Origin of the sequence: Wolbachia endosymbiont of Pentidionis agamae (genome assembly GCF_036711655.1) — a bacterium.
Taxonomy (GTDB): Bacteria; Pseudomonadota; Alphaproteobacteria; order Rickettsiales; family Anaplasmataceae; genus JAZHPY01.
Map to the genome: position 1 here is coordinate 1 of NZ_JAZHPY010000007.1, position 19,184 is coordinate 19,184.

A 19,184-nucleotide genomic window follows, 5' to 3' on the forward strand; every position below is an offset into this window, starting at 1 on the left:
CCATTCTATACTTTATCTTAGAATGGGATCCTTAGATAGTAATGTCAATGCTTGTTTTAAAGTTTTTTGTACTACACCTGGTCGTTTAATGCTTTGGGAGATTTTTCCTAGACATAAAGATTTGAGCTTTGATTTAATCAATCAAGTTTTAACAGTAAAGGAAATAACTAATATAGTAGATTTAGTATATAGAAATTGTGGACAAGATATAACTGTGGTGTTTTCTGATAAGCTAATGGTGCTTGGTTTTGAGTATGCTACACTTTCCGGCACTTCTTTTGGTCGCTATGATATGGTTGTTCCTGAAACTAAATCCAAGCATATCAATAATGCAATAAATGAAATCAAGAAATTCTCTGCTCAATATCAGGATGGTTTAATCACTAAAAGTGAAAGATACAATAAAGTTATTGATGAATGGTCTAAGTGTACAGATATAGTAGCAAGTGATATGTTGAAGACAATGTCTGAATGTAGTAGTGATGGTAAGCTCAATTCTATTATCATGATGGTTAATTCTGGTGCCAGAGGTTCTATTGCACAGTTAAAACAGCTTGCAGGGATGCGTGGTTTAATGACTACACCTTCTGGTGAAATCAAAGAAACCGCTGTTGTTTCCAATTTTCGTGAGGGTTTAAGTGTTTTCGAATATTATGATTCAGCTCCTGGTGCACGTAAGGGTATAACTGATAGCTCTATTAAAACTGCAAGTGCAGGGCACTTAACTCGTCGTTTAGTAGATGTTGCTAAGGATTGTACAATTCGCACTTATGATTGTGGTACAAAAAATGGTTTGATTGTTAGAGCTGTTATAGAAGGTGGAGCTATTGTTGCATCTTTAGAGAGTGTTGTGCTTGGTAGAGTTGCTGCAAATGATATATGTAATCCTGTAACAAAAGAACTGTTAGTGAAATCAGATGAATTGATTAATGAAGATAAGGTTAAACAAATAAATATTGCTGGATTAGATATTGTGAGAATTAGATCTCCTTTAACATGTGAAATGAGTGAAGGTATATGTTCTTTATGTTATGGTAGGGATCTTGTAACTGGTAAAATTGTATCAGTAGGCGAGGCTGTTGGTGTCATAGCTGCTCAATCTGTTGGGGAACCTGGTACACAGTTAACAATGCGCACCTTCCATATAGGTGGAATAGTTACTAGAGGTAGTGAGTCTTCTAACGTTATTGCTTCAATCAGTGCGAAAATAAAATTAAACAATCGCAATATTATTGTTGATAAAAATGGGTGTAAGGTTGTTATGAGTCGTTCTTGTGAAGCAGTATTTATTGATAATATGGGAAATGAAAAATTGAAACATGGTATACCTTATGGTGCTAGACTTTTTGTAGATGATGAGGAATCAGTAAAAGTTGGTGATAGAATTGCAGAATGGGATCCGCACACACTGCCTATCATTACAGAAAAGACAGGTGTAGTATCTTATCAAGATTTAAAAGAAGGGATTTCGCTAAGTGAAGTTATAGATGAATCAACTGGTATTTCAAATAGAGTAGTGATTGATTGGAAATTAAGTTCAGCTGGAGCTAGTTTACGTCCTAGAATAGTATTGCTTGATGATGATGGTAAAGTTATGATACTTGCTAGTGGTGTTGAAGCATGTTATTTTATACCAGTAGGTGCAATACTTAACGTAAAGGATGGTCAAAAAATTTATGCTGGTGATATCATTACTAGGACTCCTAGGGAATCTGTAAAAACTCGCGACATTACAGGAGGTTTACCAAGAGTTATAGAATTATTTGAAACACGTAAAATGAAAGAACATGCTATAGTGAGTGAAGTAGATGGTTATGTAGAATTTTCCGAAAAAGATCGTAGAGGTAAGCGTGTTATATTAGTACGTCCTGTGGATAATCAGATTGTACCTATAGAATATTTAGTGCCAAGAAGTAAGCATTTAATAGTTAGTGAAGGTGATTTTGTACGTAAGGGTGATTTATTAATGGATGGTAACCCTGATCTTCATGATATTCTGCGTGTTATGGGAGTTGAAGCTTTAGCACATTATATGATATCTGAAATACAGCAAGTTTATAGATTACAAGGTGTGCTTATAGATAATAAGCATCTTGAAGTGATATTAAGACAGATGCTACAGAAGGTGGAAATTACAAATCCTGGTAGTACTATGTATCTTATTGGAGAAACTGTTGATAAGCGAGAGGTTGATAAGAAAAATAATTCTATTATTAACTCCGGCAAAGAGCCTGCTACTTATGTCCCTATATTACAGGGGATCACTCGTGCAAGCCTTACAACTAATTCATTTATATCTGCTGCTTCCTTTCAAGAAACAACAAAAGTCCTTACTGATGCTGCATTTTGTGGTAAGGATGATTTTTTAACTGGGCTGAAGGAAAATGTTATTGTAGGAAGATTAATTCCTGCAGGTACTGGTTTATTAATGAATAAGATAAAGGCATTAGCACTCAATGAAGATGAAAGCAATTATTCAAATTACTTTGATATTGAAAAGTATGATGAACAGAGTTTTAAAAAGAATAAAGTATGTGAAGAAGAGAAGGTAGGTTAAATTAAGAGTCGAGAGTATCATTATTTAAGTAGCTATAGTTTTGTAGTGTTGCATAAAATTCGTTGCTCTTAAGTACTTACCAGGTTCTTTTATAAGTTATGAGTAAAGTACTTGCTTGTTGATTGTAGTATACTATTAATAGTATTCATGTATAATTGTATTATTGAATATTGAATTAATTAATATGGTGTTATCTAGCATTGAACTCAGATCCTTTATAAGGAAGTTAGTTTCGTTATTAGATGAAGTAGTTATTAAGGAGCCTAATATTAGTACTGACGATATAGATTTTATTAGAAAAGAAGTAGAGAAATTTAAAAATAGACCAGAGAAATATTCAGAACAAATAATAGATTTAGAAGTATATAAGTCAAATAGAGATAGTTAAATGACATTGGGAATAATTTTCAGCATTTGAAAAATGGTTTAAAAGATAATGACAATAAGGTATTATTTTTAAAGATATTTAAGAATTTATGTAGAATAGATGATGTTGGGAATGATAGGATTAATATATTAAAAAGTACACTTGAAGAAATTATTGAATATGGAAAAAAAGAGCATAATAAGGTAAAACAAGAAGAAACTAAGGAAGTATATGTAGGTAAATATGTAAATAATGAACAGCTTGATAGAGAGTTTAGAACAATTGTTGATGAAGTAACGAAGGATCATAGTAAAGAGAAACAAAAAAATATATTATGGAAAGTAGGTGGTGAGAATGAAATTAATCAAGAAAAAGGAAGTGATGGACTAGAAAGAGCTTCTATAGAAGTTTCCAATGGTAAAAAAAATAGTTTAAAAGAAAATGTTAAAGATTTTATAAAAAAAACTGTAAGGGAAATAGTACGTAGAACCAATTGGAAACAAAATATTAATGTTGTTTTAAATGGAGTAGTAAAAGAGAAACGTGAAATTGTAAAAGATATTATTAAAGATTATCATAAGCTTAATCAAGATAATAAAAATAATTTTAAAAACAGCGTAGAAAATCAAGATATTATTGATGCATTATCAACAACAAAAAAAATAAATCCAACTAGAGGTAAAGTAGAAAAAGCTTCTGAAGCGTTTAATGAAACAAAAATTGATGATCTAATGAAGATTAATGAAAGATGTAAGGAATTGAAAAAGAATCAGAAAGAATCTAAAAAACCAAATACAAAATTAGATAGTACTCAATATCAAAAAAATAAACAATCTAAAAATATAAGTCGATAGTTTATCTTTAATTAATAATTAGCGTATATAATTTCAGTGTAGACAATTAATTGGGAGGTTAAAAATGGTTGAAAACAATAACAATGATAGTAGATCAGTAAGTTTTACTAGTTCTAGCAATTCTACTTATTCTCGTAAAGAAATTGGAAAAGAAATAAAAGAGAATAGAGAAGAATTTAAGCAAAAAAGTAACGAACAAGAAAAAATTGAACAAGCTAGGAAAAAGATTGAGAAAATTTTAGGAAAAGATGCTTTGAAAAACTTAGGTCATTTTTTATTTGTTAAGAATAATATTGAAGCGTCTAAATTGGTTGGAATAATTAATAAAAGTGACGATAAGGATCTTTTTATAGCCTATGATGGGTTGAGAAAAATATTAAATAGTGAGGAGATTATTGGTGCTAAAAGCATTAATGATGAACTGTCAAAACTAATAGAAGAAGCTAAAAAAGAAAGAACTTTTAACGTTGAAAAAGCAAGAGTGATAGCTAAAAGAATAAAAAGTGGGGAAAAAGTGTCAGAAGTTCTTAAAGATGAATGGGGTAAGATAGACAAAGCTGGGAAGGCTTTAATGGTTCCTATTGCTGGTGTGCTAGCTACACTGTTCGCTGCTGGTGCTGCTATAATTGCACCTATTGTAGGTGTATCTTATGGCGTTAAGAAAGGAGCTGAAGGGATAGCTGGTGCTGCTAAAAAAGGGAAAGATGCTATTGATAAACGTACTGAAGAGAAAAGACAGAAACTAGCAGACACAAAAAAAGATCTAGTAGATTTTAATACTGGAGAGAAAGATTTATTGGCAAAGTATCTGATAGATCTTTCTGTTTCTGAGAAAAAGCTAAAAATTCTTGAAGTTGCTATGAAACAAAATCCAGATTTAAAAGATCTTTTAAATGGAGAATTTAAATCAATAAAAGAATATATTATTGCTAAAAGCGATAAACTAGAAAAACAGAAAGAGTTTAATGACGTATTAAATAATTTGAATGAAGAAAAAGCTAAAAAATTGATAGACTTGATAAATGACATTAAATCACAAGAAGAGACAGGGTATTTTAAGTCATTAAAAAATTTAGTTGCTTATAACTTCGTAACTCATATAAAATCGATATTTTCTAACAAAATTACTACTAAAAATACAGATGCAAACAAAGCATTTTTTAGGAATATTGAACAAGATGAATCTAAACAAAAGTTTGGTTTAGTGGAAAAGTTTGTAGATATTTATTCTAAGCTTCATAAAGAAAATAAAGAGGAATTTAGAAAAATGTTTTCTGAAGATGCAAATAAAAGAAATGATGATTTAACCTCAACCTTTATTACTCCTGAGTTAGATGATGTTCGTAAAAAAATTATAAAGGAAAACATTACACTTTCATCACTCGATGACAAAGATCCAAAACCAGAGAAAGTGAAAGAATTAGCTGATAATTTTAACAAATTAGATATATCAGATATGAAAAATCTTATTGAAACAGGTGAAGGTTTATTGAAAGTGCAAGCGCAAGAGAAACCTCATACACAAAAAAGTAATGTTGAATTAGAAGAATTGAATAATCAAAAAGGACATGGTACTCCTTAAAGTAGATAGGTTATAATTCAAAACCGTACTATTGATTTTTTATTTCAATTAACTAAACTCTAATTATTGTTAATAATTAGTGGTACAGGTAAGTGAGGCTAATTCCAGATAATATCAACATAAAATTCACTAAGTATAAAAAAATTACTTTATGTATTAGTATTATCTTTATAATTCTTTCTATTTCATTAATTTTCTTTAGAGGAGTAAATTTAGGACTGGATTTCACAGGCGGTATACTAATAGAAATTCGGTCTAAAAGTATTTCTATTCCTGAATTAAATACTGAGTTAAAACGAAGAAATATCGTAGCTGAGATTGTTAGATCAGATAAAGATTTAATCATACGTTTTAAAGATGGAAAAAGAATAGGAGAGGTAAAAGATTTATTAGAAAAAAAACTCGATAAATCTGTTGTTTATCGTAAGATTGATTACGTTGGCCCGCAAGTAAGTGCAAAACAGATTATAAGTGGAGTATTTGCTATGCTGTTTGCACTAGTAGGTATGTTTTTCTATATTTGGTTTAGATTTGACTGGAAATTTGGATTTGGTGGTGTATTGGCACTTATTCACGATGTTATATTGTCTATAGGTTTCATTAGTCTTACTGGTATTGAATTTAATATTTCGTCAATTGCCGCTCTTCTAACCATTATCGGGTACTCAATTAATGATACTATGGTTATATATGATAGGATCAGGGAATACATTAAAGAAGGAGAGGTAAATAGCACTATAATAGACACAAGTATTAATTCTACATTATCACGTACTATATTAACTTCATGTACTACACTCCTTGCAGCTTTACCTCTTATACTAATATGTAAAGGTATTGTGAGGGATTTTAGTTTAGTCATATTTTTCGGTATTTTAGTTGGCACTTATTCTTCCATTTTTATATCTTCTCCTATTTTAACATATAAAAAAAATGACATATAAAACACTGAATTTACATTTAGTTTCTGATTCAAGTGGAGAGACTGTTGTTGCAGTTGCAAAAGCAGCGCTCAAGCATTTTAGTTCTGTGGAAGTTGTTGAATATGTTTGGTCTTTTATTAATCAAAAAGAACAAATTAGAAATGTTTTAGAGAAGATAAAAAGTAAGTCTAATGAACGTAATTTTGTAATATGTACTGTTACTGATGATAAAATTAGAGAATATTTAAAAAATGGTTGTGCAATTTTAAAGGTTCCATATGTAGCTATATTATCTCATATTATGAGAGAAATTTCTTCTTATCTAAATATTCAGAAGGACTCAAATCTCAATTTGCACACTGAAATAAATTACGAATACTTCCGTAGGATTGAGGCAATTAACTATACGATTAATCATGATGATGGGCAAAGTACTTGGGATATTGATGAGACAGATGTTGTTCTGATTGGAGTTTCACGTACATCAAAATCTCCTACTAGTATGTATTTAGCTTATCGCGGCTATAAGGTTGCAAATGTTCCCTTTATTTATTCTATACCTTTAAACATTGATATAAATAAAATGAAGGATAAGCTTGTTGTGGGGTTAACAATAGATATAGCGAGGCTTATAGAAATACGTAAAAGTAGGCTTATTTCTATAAATGATAAGAATAATAATTTATATGTTAATTATGAGAAGGTAGAACGAGAAATTAAGGAAGCTAGCTATTTTTTTTTCCGGAATAAGTGGCCTATTATTGATGTAACACAAAAATCTATAGAAGAAATTGCAGCAATGATTATTCAATTGTTTAATAAAATACAGCCTAGCAAAGCAGAAATTCTAGTTTGACTAATTATAATAAAACATTTAAAATGTAAAAATTCTAGGTTTTGAATATGAAAATTAAAAGTTCTATAAAGTCTTACCGTGCTAGGGATAAAAATTGTAAAGTTGTGAAAAGGTGGGGCAGAATATATGTTTTGAACAAAGTAAAGCCACGGTGTAAAGCTCGCCAAGGTTCTTAATTAATGGAGTTCTGCATTCTCTCTATAAAATTACCTTTTCTTGTCATTTAGAGTGATTTCGTAGAAAGGTAGCATATTTTGAGTTTATTTAATAGTTTACGTGTTGGGTTATTGAAAACCTCTTCTTTTATCAGTGATAGGATGAGGGGTATTCTTTCAAATAGTAAGGAATTAAATAGCGATACTCTGGAAAAGTTGGAGGAGTTATTAATTAGTATGGATATAGGTGTTCATACCTCTGGATTAATAGTTAAGAAGTTAGCAAACATTAAGCTTGGCAAGGAAGTTGAATTTAGTTCAATAGAGCAACATCTAGCTCAAGAGATAGAAAGGATTTTAAATCCAGTTGTACAGCCAATAATCTTGAAAGGTAATCCACATGTCATTTTAATGTGTGGAGTTAATGGTAATGGCAAAACTACTACTGCTGGTAAACTTGCATATAAATACCGTAAAATTGGAAAAACTGTAATGCTTGCTGCATGTGATACGTTTCGTGCTGCTGCTTATGAGCAGCTAAATATTTGGGCAGAACGTGCAGATTGTTCAATAATAACAGGAGAATATGGTGCAGATTCTGCAAGTATAGCTTATAAAGCTGTTAATAAGGCAATTGAAAATAAAGTTGATGTTTTGCTGATTGATACAGCTGGAAGATTGCAAAATAATGTTAATCTTATGGAAGAATTATCTAGAATGTGTAGAATTATAAAAAAGCTAGATAATGCTGCTCCTCATGATTCTATACTAGTATTAGATGCAACTACAGGACAAAATGCTTATAGTCAATTGGAAATATTTAATAAAATGGTTGATATTAGTGGATTGATTATAACTAAACTTGATGGTAGTGCGAAAGGCGGTGTAGTGGTAGGGTTAGCACAGAAGTATAATGTAAAGTTATATGCTGTTGGAATAGGTGAAGGTATAGATGATTTAAAAGAATTTACTGCTAGAGATTTTGCTGAAGCCTTAGTTGCGAAAAACTAAACATTGTATATATAATTTTACTACTATCAAATTTTTGAAATGTTTATCTTAATACCGACAAAGCTTATTTCTTTTTTTAAGAGAGTATTACCGTTTTTGAGTATAAAATGTCTTGCATGTTTTTTTATAGGTATAAGTTATTCTTTGTTTTTATCTCCAGAGGATTATAAGCAGGGAGAAGTTGTTCGCATTATGTACCTTCATGTACCTTCTGCTTGGCTTTCTCTTGGAATATATAGTTTAATTGCATTTTTCAGTTTTATTTCATTAGTATGGAACAATGCATGTGCAAGTATTCTTGCACGTGCAGCTGCGCCCACAGGAATAGTTTTTTCTGCTGTATGTTTAATAACTGGTAGTATCTGGGGGAAGGGAACATGGGGTGCTTGGTGGGTCTGGGATGCAAGACTTACTACAATGTTAATATTGTTTTTTCTTTATTCTGGATATATTTTACTTTGGAGCTTTTTTGACAATAAAGCTAGAGCTGAAAAGTCATCAGCACTATTCGCAATTTTTAGTGCTATAAACATCCCTATAGTAAAATTTTCAGTAGATTTATGGGCCACTCTTCATCAACCTGCAAGTATTTTAAGAAGAGGTGGTATTGCTATTGAGAGTTCTATTCTGCTGCCACTAATAATAATGCTTTTATTTTTTACAATCTTTTTTCTCATAACATGGATATTAAATTTTTTTTATTTTATTAATTCATATAGAATAAAAAGAGAAATTAGTATGCGTTATTAGATATTTATGGGAGTTAGTTCTAGGCTGAGGCAAGAAATAAAATGGGTTTTTGGTTGCATGGAATAAAGAGCAAGAGTAGAAAAATGTGAACTAAACAACCATGATGATAAAATTTTTGCCAATAAATTCCTATCAAGTGGCAGAAAACCTACTCGTATATCCGGTATTACAACTACTAAACTTACCGTAATATATTACCAATCCTACAAAAATTTTTTGCATGTCTTTAAAAAATCTTGATTTCATACTCTATGCAGTCAAAAAAGCTTCTATTTCTAAGCTTTACTTCATTGATTAATCCATAATTTAGGTCTCTATCATTTTTTATATGAAAAATATATATAAACCCCAATGCTGATAGGAATAGTGAATATATATATCATACTTAGGATTGGAAGTGTAATCCAAGGTTTACTTATAAGAAACGTTATTAATATTCCAAAGAGCAATACAAAAATATAAGACAAATGTCGTGGAATATAAATATATTTTGCAGAAAAAGTCGGTATATTGTTAACTGAGAAAAATGAAATAAATAAGAAATAAAAAGCTGTGTTTTTTAAGTTGAAAAATTGCTCTAGTAAAATGAAATATTCACTCTCCTGAGATTGAAAGGTAATAATAATTGGCATCAGAGAAATTAATGCACCTACTGGAGCAGGAATGCCAGAAAAAAAAAACTTTTTCCAATACAGTTGATCTGAATTTAACAAAACATTAAATCTTGCAAGCCTTATAGAAATGCATATAACGTATATCATTACTAATATCCATCCTATAACTTTAATTTCTTTTAACTTCCAAAAATATAAAAGGAATGCTGGTGCTACACCAAAATTTAGGAAATCTGCAAAAGAATCGAGTTGAGCGCCAAAATCACTAGTTAATTTAAAAATCCTAGCTATTCTACCATCCATACCATCTATAATTGATGCAATTACAATAAAAAGTACTGCAAATTCCCATTGTTCATTGAATGTAAACTTAAGTGAGGTGAGCCCTGAACATAGACCAAGTAATGTTATAAAATTTGGAAACAATCTAGCAAGAGGTAATAACTTCTTGCTATTTTCAACATCATTCATATTACTTCAAAAACAAGCTTTTTAGCACCTTCATTGCTTAAGTTGCCTATGATCGTTTCTCCACCAACTACAGTTTGCCCTTCTGAGACTAAAATTTCTAAATTACTTGGAATATAAATATTTACTCTGCTACCAAATCTTATTATTCCAAATCTTTCACCTGCTTTTACATCTTGAGATACTTTTAAGTTGCAAACAATACGACGTGCTATAAATCCTGCTATCTGCTCTACAATAATTTCTTGCCCATCTTGATGTTCGATTACAATAACCTGCTTCTCATTTTCATTGCTTGATTTATTATTTGCTGCAGAAATAAATTTGCCTTTTCTATACTCCATTTCTTTTATTATGCCGTATATTGGAATACGGTTAACATGTACGTTTAAAACACTTAAGAATATGCTAATGCATGTAAATTTTTCATCTCTACCTAATGATTGGTGATTAACCTGCTCAATTTTTAAAATTGTACCATCAGCAGGGCTTAATATTAAGTTTTCATCTTTTGGAACTGATCTTGCTGGATCACGAAAAAAATAAACACATAACAGTGTTGGAAATAAGCATGTAACGCCGAATCCCCAAGATATAGAAAATGCTATGCATGATATTATAAAGGCAGAGATAATAAAAATATAACCTTCTTTATTTACATTAGGCAAACTAAAACACATAATTTAGTAAATTCATAACTTGCTTATTAGCTTATCACTTAAGTTATATAACGAAAAGTTTTTTCTTATGGAGATGTTTAAAAATCAACCCTCTTGCAGATAAAATTTTGAAGCTTATAATATATGAATTTAATTATCAAGTTATGTCTACCTTTCAAATTATTAAGGCACCGAGTCCAATATTAAGTTCATATTGTACAGAGGTAACAAAAATTAATAATGAAAATGAAATAAAAAAAAGAAAAGAGCTTGCAGATAAAATGCTAAGAACTATGCAAAAATCTGGTGGCATTGGCCTTGCTGCTCCACAAGTTGGTATACTTGAAAGAATGTTTGTAATTCACATTCAGGGAGATGACAAAAACGAAATACCTGGTTATAATTCCACATGTGATCCTCTGTGCATTATTAATCCACGAATTATAGAGCTATCGAAAGAGAAAATTAATCTACCTGAAGGCTGCTTATCAGTGCAAGAAGTGGGTAATCAAATTATGATAATACGGCCTAAATATCTTACTATGGAATATTTTGATTGTAATGGGAAAGAACAATCACTCAAGGCAGATGGATGGCTTGCAAGATGTATTCAGCATGAGTTGGACCATCTAAATGGCATATTGTTTATACAACATTTACTTCGTTACCTTTAAATGTTTATTGTTCCTCTTATGAGAAGTTTAAAATAATTATCCTTGTTATGTCAGGTTTAGAACATGTACATCAAGAGATTTATATTTTTCTTTCACTTCATCTTTTTTTATGAGCTAATTAAAGTTACAATAAAATTATTACATTGTCACTTTATAATGCGGTAGAATATGAAAGAGAAGTTTATATATTACTTTAGTCAACATAAGTGTGAAGGTAACAAGGAAATGGTAAGTCTCCTTGGGGGAAAGGGAGCTAGTCTAGCTGAGATGTGTAATATTGGTATTTCTGTGCCCCCAGGGTTTACTATTTCTACTTTCGCTTGCAAGATGTATTACCAGAATGGTAGATTGCCTGATGATGAAATCAGAAATTACATAAAAATGCTTGAAAATGAAATTGGGTGTAAGTTTGGTGATCCAAGAAATCCTTTATTAGTTTCTATAAGATCTGGTAGTGTAAATTCAATGCCAGGAATGCTTGATACGATCTTAAATGTTGGTTTAAATGACGAAACTGTTGTTGGGCTTGCAAAAAAAAGTGGTGAACGTTTTGCTTATGATAGTTACTGTCGCTTTATTAGTATGTACTCTAATGTTGTATTACAGTTGGATCATAATTTATTTCAAAGTGTTATAGAGAATGCACAGCATGAAAAAAGAGTAAAAGGTTTAGCTGATCTTGATATTAGCATATTAAAAGGTATAGTGAGTGATTTTAAAGAAATAGTGTATAAAAACACGGGTAAACACTTTTCACAAAACGTTGATGAGCAGTTATTAAGTTCAGTCCAAGCAGTGTTTGCATCTTGGAAAAATGACAGAGCAATTTCTTATAGAAAAATACATAATATTTCTGAGGATCTTGGTACTGCAGTAAATGTTCAAGCAATGGTCTTCGGTAATTTAAATAATAATTCTGCTACTGGTGTGGTATTTACACGCAATCCTTCAACAGGTAAAAAAAAGTGTTTTGGTGAATTTTTGATCAATGCTCAAGGTGAAGATGTAGTTTCTGGTAGTTATACCCCTTTGCCGATTAATGGAGATCAAGAAAACACAATGGAAAAGTTAATGCCAAATGTACATGAAGAACTGTGTCGGCTGTGTGAAAAACTTGAAAGACATTATAGGGATATGCAAGATATAGAATTTACTGTGCAAGATGATGAATTGTGGATCTTACAGACAAGGTCTGGTAAACGGACTGCCGAAGCTGCTATGCGACTAGTTGTTGATATGGTAAATGAAGGAGTAATTACAAAAGAAGAGGGAAGACTGAGAATTGATCCGAAAACTTTTGATAACATGTTGCATACTGTTCTTGATATGAGCAGTGATCAACAGGTAATAGGGAAAGGGCTACCTGCTTCTCCAGGAGTTGCATCAGGATGTGTTGTCTTTAATACACGTGATGCTGAAATAGAAGTAGGTCATGGGAAAAAAGTGATTTTAGTACGTAGAGAAACTAGTCCTGAGGACATAAATGGGATGAATGCTGCAAGCGGAATAATAACAGCAAGGGGAGGAATGACGTCGCATTCTGCCGTTGTTACGCGTGGCATGGGAAAACCTTGTATTTGTAGTGTAAATGGACTTTATATTGATAAAGATGAAACTTTTTTTTCTGTAGGAAAAATTAAGGTAAGTAAAGGTGAGCCAGTTACAATTAATGGTAGTACAGGAGAGGTGATGCTTGGAATTCTACCTACAATCTTACCAGAATTATCTCGTGAGTTTGAGATTATGATGAATTGGGTAGATGAAATAAAAACAATGAAGGTGAGAGCAAATGCTGATACGCCAGAGGATGTAAAAATTGCTGAGAAATTTGGCTCTGATGGCATAGGTTTATGCCGCACAGAACATATGTTTTTTGCACATGACAGAATTGAATTTATTCAAAAATTAATCATAGCAGATAATCAAGATGAAAGAATCAGTGCATTAAATAAGTTAGAAGATATGCAAAAATCTGACTTTAAAGAAATATTTTTTATTATGAAAGACAAAGAAGTTACTATTCGTTTACTTGATCCACCTTTACATGAATTTTTACCTAACAACCAATCTGCTATAAAAAAGGTAGCTGAATTGCTTAATAAGTCAGCCGAATCAGTACAAGCTAAAGTAGCACAGCTTTCAGAAAAGAATCCTATGCTTGGTCATCGTGGTTGTAGGCTTGCAATTTCTTATCCTGAAGTGTATAGGATGCAGATTAGAGCAATATTAAAAGCTGCAAGTGAGATACAAAAAGAGCAGGGTTTAGAGATAAAGCCTGAGATTATGATACCTTTTATTATGAGTGAAAGGGAGCTAGAATTGATATGCCAATTAGCACAGAAGGAATCTGAGCAATTTAATGTAAAATACTCAATTGGGACTATGATAGAGTTGCCCAGAGCTGCGCTAATAGCTGATAAGTTAGCAAAACATGCTGAATTTTTCAGTTTCGGTACTAATGACTTAACACAAACAACTATGGGACTTTCACGGGACGATTCGGTGAATTTTCTAGATGCATACAAGGAGAACGGCATATTTGAAAGTGATCCATTTGAGGTACTTGATTTTGAAGGAATAGGTGAATTAATAAAGATAGCAGCTCACAGAGGAAAAAAAACCCGTCAAGAAATTAAGATAGGAATATGTGGGGAGCATGGTGCAAATCCAGAATCTATAGGTTTCTTTATTGGTCTAGGTTTAGATTACGTTTCATGTTCTCCTTATAGAATACCAGTTGCAAAGTTAGTTGCAGCGCAAAAAAGCATTAAATCAAATCATTTGATGGAGGCTGATAATGATTTTCTTCAGTAGTTTGTTTAAGTAATAAATTATGATCATGCTCAGTAGCTAATTGTTCAATCTTGAGTAAAGATGAATTCTCATCTTTCTGCGTTCCAAATAACCATGATATAAGATCAAAAAAAGCTGATGTAAATTCTTTTACTAGTATGACAAAAACATCAATTATATTTTGTGGTTTATTATGGTCTACATAATCTTCATTATCTGTATTAGGTTGACCTTTGTAGGATGAATGATTTGTTTTTTCAACTTCTCGCCCAACAAGGTTTGCTATAAGTTCAGTATCTACGTTTTTTATACTTTTTATAGTTTCATTTTCTGTAAATCTATTCTGAAATACATGACCTAATTCATGACCTAAAATGAAGTCCATGCCGCTTGTTTTATAGGTTAATACTTTATAATTATCCGTTACTCCTAATATTATAGAACTTACATCTTGACCATTGTCATAATCTAGATTAAGCAGATTATTATATTTTACGTAATCATTCCTATTGTTAAAGATATAAATATTTATATCTGATTTATCTAGAAAATATGTAGGCTCATCAATACAAAAATGACTTTTAAATGCATCATAGGCATTTTGGGTATCTATTTTAATTTGGTCTTGCTCACTTTGTGAAAGAGAATCAAATCTTACAGTTACGTTTATATGTCTGTATTTAAAATTTAATGTATCCGGCAGTATTGTATTTATTTTTTTTTGTTCGTCTGTATTAAGTCGTTTTGATTTTGAAGTTTTATATATACTGTGATTATACCTAGGTTCAGTATATACAGGTAATTTGGGAATTTGGGTGATTATCTTTTTATTATCATAGAAATAAATATTGGAATTAATGATCTCATATCTACTGATAGATTTTCCACAAATTCCATCATTTCTACAGTCATGATACCTAGACCACACTTACTTTTACTTATCAAAACTTAATACACTGGTTATTACGGTAGAAGAGATAATAATTACTTAATTTCAAGTAAACAGAATTCTTTATAGGTTATAGTTGTTTAGTTTCTTTAAATAATTCATGGCAATTTCAGTATCACTAAACTTGTAGGTGTTATTACGGATAATTTGAGTTACTTCATGTCCTTTTCCTGCAATGAGTAATATCATACCTTCATTATACGCAATATCTATTCCTCCCTCTATAGCTTTTTTTCTACATCCTATTTCGAGTGCAGTAGGGCAATTTAATAAAATATTATTACGGATTTTTGCTGGATCCTCATTACGAGGATTATCATCAGTAATAATTACTTTGTCTGCATACTTTTGTGCTACATTACCCATTTCATAACGCTTGTACTTATCACGATTTCCACCACACCCAAATACTAATATTATTCTCTTTCTAAAATGCCATTTTAATGACAATAGAACTTGTCTTAGTGCTTCTGCAGAGTGTGCATAATCTATGAACGTAAAAGAATTTACTCTCTCCATTCTTCCTGGCGGAGAAATAAGTTTATTTATGCATATTTCTTTATAAGAGACTCCAGAGGAAATGATTATTCCAATGGCACACAGCAAATTATAGGCCTGAAACTTTCCTAATACAGGAAAAAATACATTAAGGATTCTATTATAAATTTTTATTATTAAATATTGACCGTTTTGAGTAGGTGTTTGTTTTAATAAAGTAATATTACTATTTTTCTTACCATAAGTAATAATTTTATTACCACGCTTTTTAGCTATATCAAACAGCACACTAAATTCATCAGTGTGTGTATTTAATATAGCTACTCCTTCTTCTGATAAAATTTCACAAAATAGTCTTTTTTTAGCTTCAAAATATTTATTGATATTTTTATGATAATCCAAATGTTCAGATGAAAGATTAGTGAAGGCAGCAATATTTACTTTTAGTCCATGTATCCTATGCTGAGCAAGTCCATGACTTGAAGCTTCTAGTACAAGATGTTCTATACTTTCTTTATTGATCTTACGTAATGCAGGATAAAGTTCACATTGGTCTGGGGTAGTAAGAATATCACTACAGATCTTTCTTTCGGTGTTGATGTGTATTCCAAATGTTCCAACGGATGCTGCTTTATAACCTGCATGCTGCCACATCTGATAACAAAAATCTACTACTGATGTTTTACCATTTGTACCTGTTACAGCAGCAGAATATTTAGGGCATCTGAACCTATGAAACGTGCTAACTATATCAGTATATATTTTCTGAGGATTAGGATGAAAGACAAAAGCTTTTCTTATTGTATGAAACATGAAAAAAGAAATAATCCTATTAAGTTTTTTATGAATAGTGCGAAACACTTTTGACTTTAACATTGAGGCGTTTTTCCGATTCATAGAGATCGAAGTCCTTCTATTCTAGTGAATAAATTGGTAAATATAGAGATACAGTCAATAATGACATTGTATACTTTTTTTTACTACCTTTTAGTTATTTTTTAGTTTCATGAGGAAGTCTAGTAATATTTTTTTTTGATCTGCTAATAGCAAATGTTTTTGAGTGATCTGTTTTGCTTGACTAAAATGCTAATTAAGGCTATAATAAATCAATATTAGTGTTGAGGTAAAATATGGTAGTAGCATTAAATCTAGAGCAACTTAAGGATTCTGCAGAAGCAATATATAATAGTTACTTGCTGTTATATAAGTTAAATAATCTAAATGTTGATAAAGGGAGGTCTCTGAAAGAAGTGATTTCTACAGCAATTTGTGCTAATAGTCAACAAGCAAAGTTTGAAGTAGATGGAAAGGAATACGAAATTGAAATAATTAAAAATGAAGATAGTAGTTACAATATTAATGTTTTAAAAGCAAGTGACAAACCAGAAGTAAAAGAGGTACAAAAATATACTGATGAAGAAGTTATGAGCCTATGGGCAGGTAGTGAAGTTTCTGTGGAAATGGATCAAGATAATAAATTGGCATTTTTTGTGAATTTACATGATAGATCAAGAAAGCAAACTTTAAAAGTAGGTGGACGTGGTAAAATGATTCCATCTGAAATGCGCTTTTTTTATTTTTATAAGGTAATAGAACTACTTAAAAATATAAAAGTGGAAACGAAGGAAATTACGTTTGATGAACTATCAAAACACTTAAGATTAGCAGATAATATAGCAACTGGTTCAGGAAAAACTGGTGATATAGCGCTTATTAAATTATTATGCTACCTTGAAAATATTAGTTGTGTTGTAGCAGTGCCAAATCAATCACTTGTAGCACAATCCATCAAATTTGATAGAGAATTTTTACCTGATCAAGTTTGCGAAGCTTTTAAGAATTCTTTACTTGATGAGGCTAACTCCAAATATATCACTGCTGATTTTGATACGATGCTTAATCAAGAATGGAAATCATTTTATGAAAGATGCAATAAAGAAAATTTAGTATTATGTTTTGATGAGGTGCCAAAATTAAAAGAAAATTTATTTTTTCTTAAACGTGCGGCAATAGTATCAGAAAATAGTCCAACTATGATCTTTAGTGCTACACCAGATAAGTACATTAACAAGGAGATGAATATTAATAATAATATTTTTCTTTCTCCCAAAACAAGATCAGATCTTGGTATGGGAAAATTACCAGAAGTTTTATTTAAGAAAACACAATCACCTATAGAAGATTATATTTTAGTAGATGAATGCAATCATTGGGTTGTAAAAGATAATGTAAAAGTAAATAAAAAGCCAAATTCGCAGTAGGTTCTTGATATACTTGCTGAATCATTAGAGAGTTCTTCAAATAAAAAAGGACTGATTGTAACAACACTTGAATCAAGGAAATCAGTATTGGAATTACTAAATGATACCATCGAAAGAGGTGATGAAGAACAGCGCAAGGAAAAGCGTAAGCAATCATTCTTTAAAGCAATCAAAAAGCTTATATCAAGTTTAAGTGATGAAGAAATAAACAGTTTTATAGACGAATATTTAGAAGTTGAGACTGCCAGTCATTTGATAAACTTTATACCAATGCATGGGTTAATAAATCTCACTAAGAAATTTTTAATAGGTAATGATGCAAATAATTATACAATTGATCAGCAAGTTGAAAAAGTTAAAGAGAGGTTAAGTAATGATAATAATTATGATTTACGTGATATATCTAGTGTACCAAGTACACTAAAAGAAAAAATAAGTTCATATCTTCGGGATGAGTATGAATTGACTGAGTCAGTAGGTCATTTCACTTGGTATATATACCTGTTGATTCGTTATATAAAACAAAATCTTAATAATGATGAAGTTTTACGTAGTATAATAAGGAATTATGGTGCAGATAAGTTTTTACATAATTCTCTCATAAAAAATGTACGTAATGAGACATATAGTATTAAAGACTTTTGTAGAAAAAACTCACTGTATTCCTTTTGTATTGGAAGCGATGCACAAGATATTAACTTTGGTACAGTATATAGGGCTGGATATTTTGAGAGATTTTGTATTGAAAGGGGAAATGCATCAAGCAAGACACAAGAAAATATATTTAATATGTTTAGAGCAGGTCTTATAGGTACGTTGATTGCTGATCCAGAAAGAGCAATTGGGTTTAACGATTTAACTTTAAATAAAGTTGCGTGTCTTACTAAAGAAGCAAGTATACTTTCAAATCCACAATATGAAATACAGGTACTTGGCAGAGGTGGGAGATCAAATGATAAAGGGAAATATATTTTTTATAGATATACAGGATGTAAATCTTACATAGATCATAATAAGCTGATCAAATTAGAAGGTGATGATTTTCATCGAGAATTTTTTGCAAGTCAAGAAAAGTACATAAAAGATGAAAAAAATACTATAAAGTTTCTTTCCCAATTTCTTGTAGGGCCAACGTTACGTTCAATAGAATATATTAATAGTGATGAAAAAATAAAAAAAAACAAAAAACAAAACAAACAAACAAAAAATACAG

General features: G+C 30.8%; 16 protein-coding genes and 1 pseudogene. 13 read left to right on the forward strand and 4 right to left on the reverse strand.

Annotated features, from left to right (window positions below):
- The 9 genes and pseudogenes from V6U76_RS00955 to ccmC all read left to right on the forward strand — a co-directional run.
- Nucleotides 1–2,557: pseudogene (locus tag V6U76_RS00955) on the forward strand (DNA-directed RNA polymerase subunit beta/beta'); the annotation flags it as partial.
- A gap of 184 nt (nt 2,558–2,741) precedes the next feature.
- A complete protein-coding gene (locus V6U76_RS00960) occupies nt 2,742–2,945 on the forward strand; it encodes a hypothetical protein (RefSeq protein WP_333023149.1) in 204 nt (67 codons plus the stop codon).
- 26 nt (nt 2,946–2,971) lie between these two features.
- Nucleotides 2,972–3,778, forward strand: a complete 807-nt coding sequence (locus V6U76_RS00965; RefSeq protein WP_333023151.1) for a hypothetical protein — start codon at nt 2,972–2,974, stop codon at nt 3,776–3,778.
- 64 nt (nt 3,779–3,842) lie between these two features.
- A complete protein-coding gene (locus tag V6U76_RS00970; RefSeq protein ID WP_333023153.1) occupies nt 3,843–5,360 on the forward strand; it encodes a hypothetical protein in 1,518 nt (505 codons plus the stop codon).
- A gap of 92 nt (nt 5,361–5,452) precedes the next feature.
- Nucleotides 5,453–6,304 carry a protein translocase subunit SecF gene (gene secF / locus V6U76_RS00975; RefSeq protein ID WP_333023155.1) on the forward strand — a complete coding sequence of 284 codons (852 nt, stop codon included), beginning with the start codon at nt 5,453–5,455 and terminating at the stop codon, nt 6,302–6,304.
- Entirely contained in the window at nt 6,294–7,139 is an 846-nt protein-coding gene (locus tag V6U76_RS00980; RefSeq protein ID WP_333023156.1) for a pyruvate, water dikinase regulatory protein, read from the forward strand. The genes secF and V6U76_RS00980 overlap by 11 nt, the downstream gene beginning before the upstream one ends.
- Nucleotides 7,140–7,186: 47 nt before the next feature.
- Nucleotides 7,187–7,315 (forward strand): type B 50S ribosomal protein L36, encoded by a 129-nt coding sequence (gene ykgO / locus V6U76_RS00985; protein ID WP_333023157.1) that lies wholly within the window; start codon nt 7,187–7,189, stop codon nt 7,313–7,315.
- A 78-nt stretch (nt 7,316–7,393) separates the two neighbouring features.
- Nucleotides 7,394–8,305, forward strand: coding sequence for a signal recognition particle-docking protein FtsY (gene ftsY, locus V6U76_RS00990; protein WP_333023158.1), 912 nt, complete (start codon nt 7,394–7,396; stop codon nt 8,303–8,305).
- A 39-nt stretch (nt 8,306–8,344) separates the two neighbouring features.
- Nucleotides 8,345–9,055, forward strand: a complete 711-nt coding sequence (ccmC, locus tag V6U76_RS00995; RefSeq protein ID WP_333023160.1) for a heme ABC transporter permease CcmC — start codon at nt 8,345–8,347, stop codon at nt 9,053–9,055.
- 317 nt (nt 9,056–9,372) lie between these two features.
- Here ccmC and V6U76_RS01000 read toward each other — a convergent pair whose 3' ends face one another.
- Nucleotides 9,373–10,140 carry a CDP-alcohol phosphatidyltransferase family protein gene (locus V6U76_RS01000; RefSeq protein ID WP_333023161.1) on the reverse strand — a complete coding sequence of 256 codons (768 nt, stop codon included), beginning with the start codon at nt 10,138–10,140 and terminating at the stop codon, nt 9,373–9,375.
- On the reverse strand, nt 10,137–10,817 hold the full coding sequence (locus tag V6U76_RS01005) for a phosphatidylserine decarboxylase (RefSeq protein WP_333023162.1): 681 nt from the start codon (nt 10,815–10,817) through the stop codon (nt 10,137–10,139). The genes V6U76_RS01000 and V6U76_RS01005 overlap by 4 nt, the downstream gene beginning before the upstream one ends.
- Nucleotides 10,818–10,960: 143 nt before the next feature.
- On the opposite strand from V6U76_RS01005, the gene def reads away from it, so the two are divergent.
- Entirely contained in the window at nt 10,961–11,470 is a 510-nt protein-coding gene (gene def / locus V6U76_RS01010) for a peptide deformylase (protein WP_333023163.1), read from the forward strand.
- A gap of 168 nt (nt 11,471–11,638) precedes the next feature.
- Nucleotides 11,639–14,284, forward strand: coding sequence for a pyruvate, phosphate dikinase (gene ppdK / locus V6U76_RS01015; protein ID WP_333023164.1), 2,646 nt, complete (start codon nt 11,639–11,641; stop codon nt 14,282–14,284).
- On the opposite strand, the gene V6U76_RS01020 is transcribed toward ppdK, so the two are convergent.
- Together V6U76_RS01020 and V6U76_RS01025 are read right to left on the reverse strand one after the other, a co-directional pair.
- Entirely contained in the window at nt 14,238–15,191 is a 954-nt protein-coding gene (locus V6U76_RS01020) for a hypothetical protein (RefSeq protein ID WP_333023165.1), read from the reverse strand. The genes ppdK and V6U76_RS01020 overlap by 47 nt on opposite strands.
- An 84-nt stretch (nt 15,192–15,275) precedes the next feature.
- A complete protein-coding gene (locus tag V6U76_RS01025; protein ID WP_333023166.1) occupies nt 15,276–16,523 on the reverse strand; it encodes a Mur ligase family protein in 1,248 nt (415 codons plus the stop codon).
- Nucleotides 16,524–16,840: 317 nt separating this feature from the next.
- On the opposite strand from V6U76_RS01025, the gene V6U76_RS01030 reads away from it, so the two are divergent.
- Nucleotides 16,841–17,971 (forward strand): DEAD/DEAH box helicase family protein, encoded by a 1,131-nt coding sequence (locus tag V6U76_RS01030; protein WP_333023167.1) that lies wholly within the window; start codon nt 16,841–16,843, stop codon nt 17,969–17,971.
- A gap of 87 nt (nt 17,972–18,058) precedes the next feature.
- On the forward strand, nt 18,059–19,184 hold a 1,126-nt coding region (locus V6U76_RS01035; protein ID WP_333023168.1), incomplete at its 3' end, for a hypothetical protein.

Coding starts and splice junctions, on each gene's coding strand:
- V6U76_RS00960 (WP_333023149.1), top strand. CDS start 2,742: ATGGTGTTATCTAGCATTGAACTCAGATCCTTTATAAGGAAGTTAGTT.
- V6U76_RS00970 (WP_333023153.1), top strand. CDS start 3,843: ATGGTTGAAAACAATAACAATGATAGTAGATCAGTAAGTTTTACTAGT.
- V6U76_RS00980 (WP_333023156.1), top strand. CDS start 6,294: ATGACATATAAAACACTGAATTTACATTTAGTTTCTGATTCAAGTGGA.
- ykgO (WP_333023157.1), top strand. CDS start 7,187: ATGAAAATTAAAAGTTCTATAAAGTCTTACCGTGCTAGGGATAAAAAT.
- ccmC (WP_333023160.1), top strand. CDS start 8,345: ATGTTTATCTTAATACCGACAAAGCTTATTTCTTTTTTTAAGAGAGTA.
- V6U76_RS01000 (WP_333023161.1), bottom strand. CDS start 10,140: ATGAATGATGTTGAAAATAGCAAGAAGTTATTACCTCTTGCTAGATTG.
- V6U76_RS01005 (WP_333023162.1), bottom strand. CDS start 10,817: ATGTGTTTTAGTTTGCCTAATGTAAATAAAGAAGGTTATATTTTTATT.
- def (WP_333023163.1), top strand. CDS start 10,961: ATGTCTACCTTTCAAATTATTAAGGCACCGAGTCCAATATTAAGTTCA.
- ppdK (WP_333023164.1), top strand. CDS start 11,639: ATGAAAGAGAAGTTTATATATTACTTTAGTCAACATAAGTGTGAAGGT.
- V6U76_RS01025 (WP_333023166.1), bottom strand. CDS start 16,523: ATGTTTCATACAATAAGAAAAGCTTTTGTCTTTCATCCTAATCCTCAG.
- V6U76_RS01030 (WP_333023167.1), top strand. CDS start 16,841: ATGGTAGTAGCATTAAATCTAGAGCAACTTAAGGATTCTGCAGAAGCA.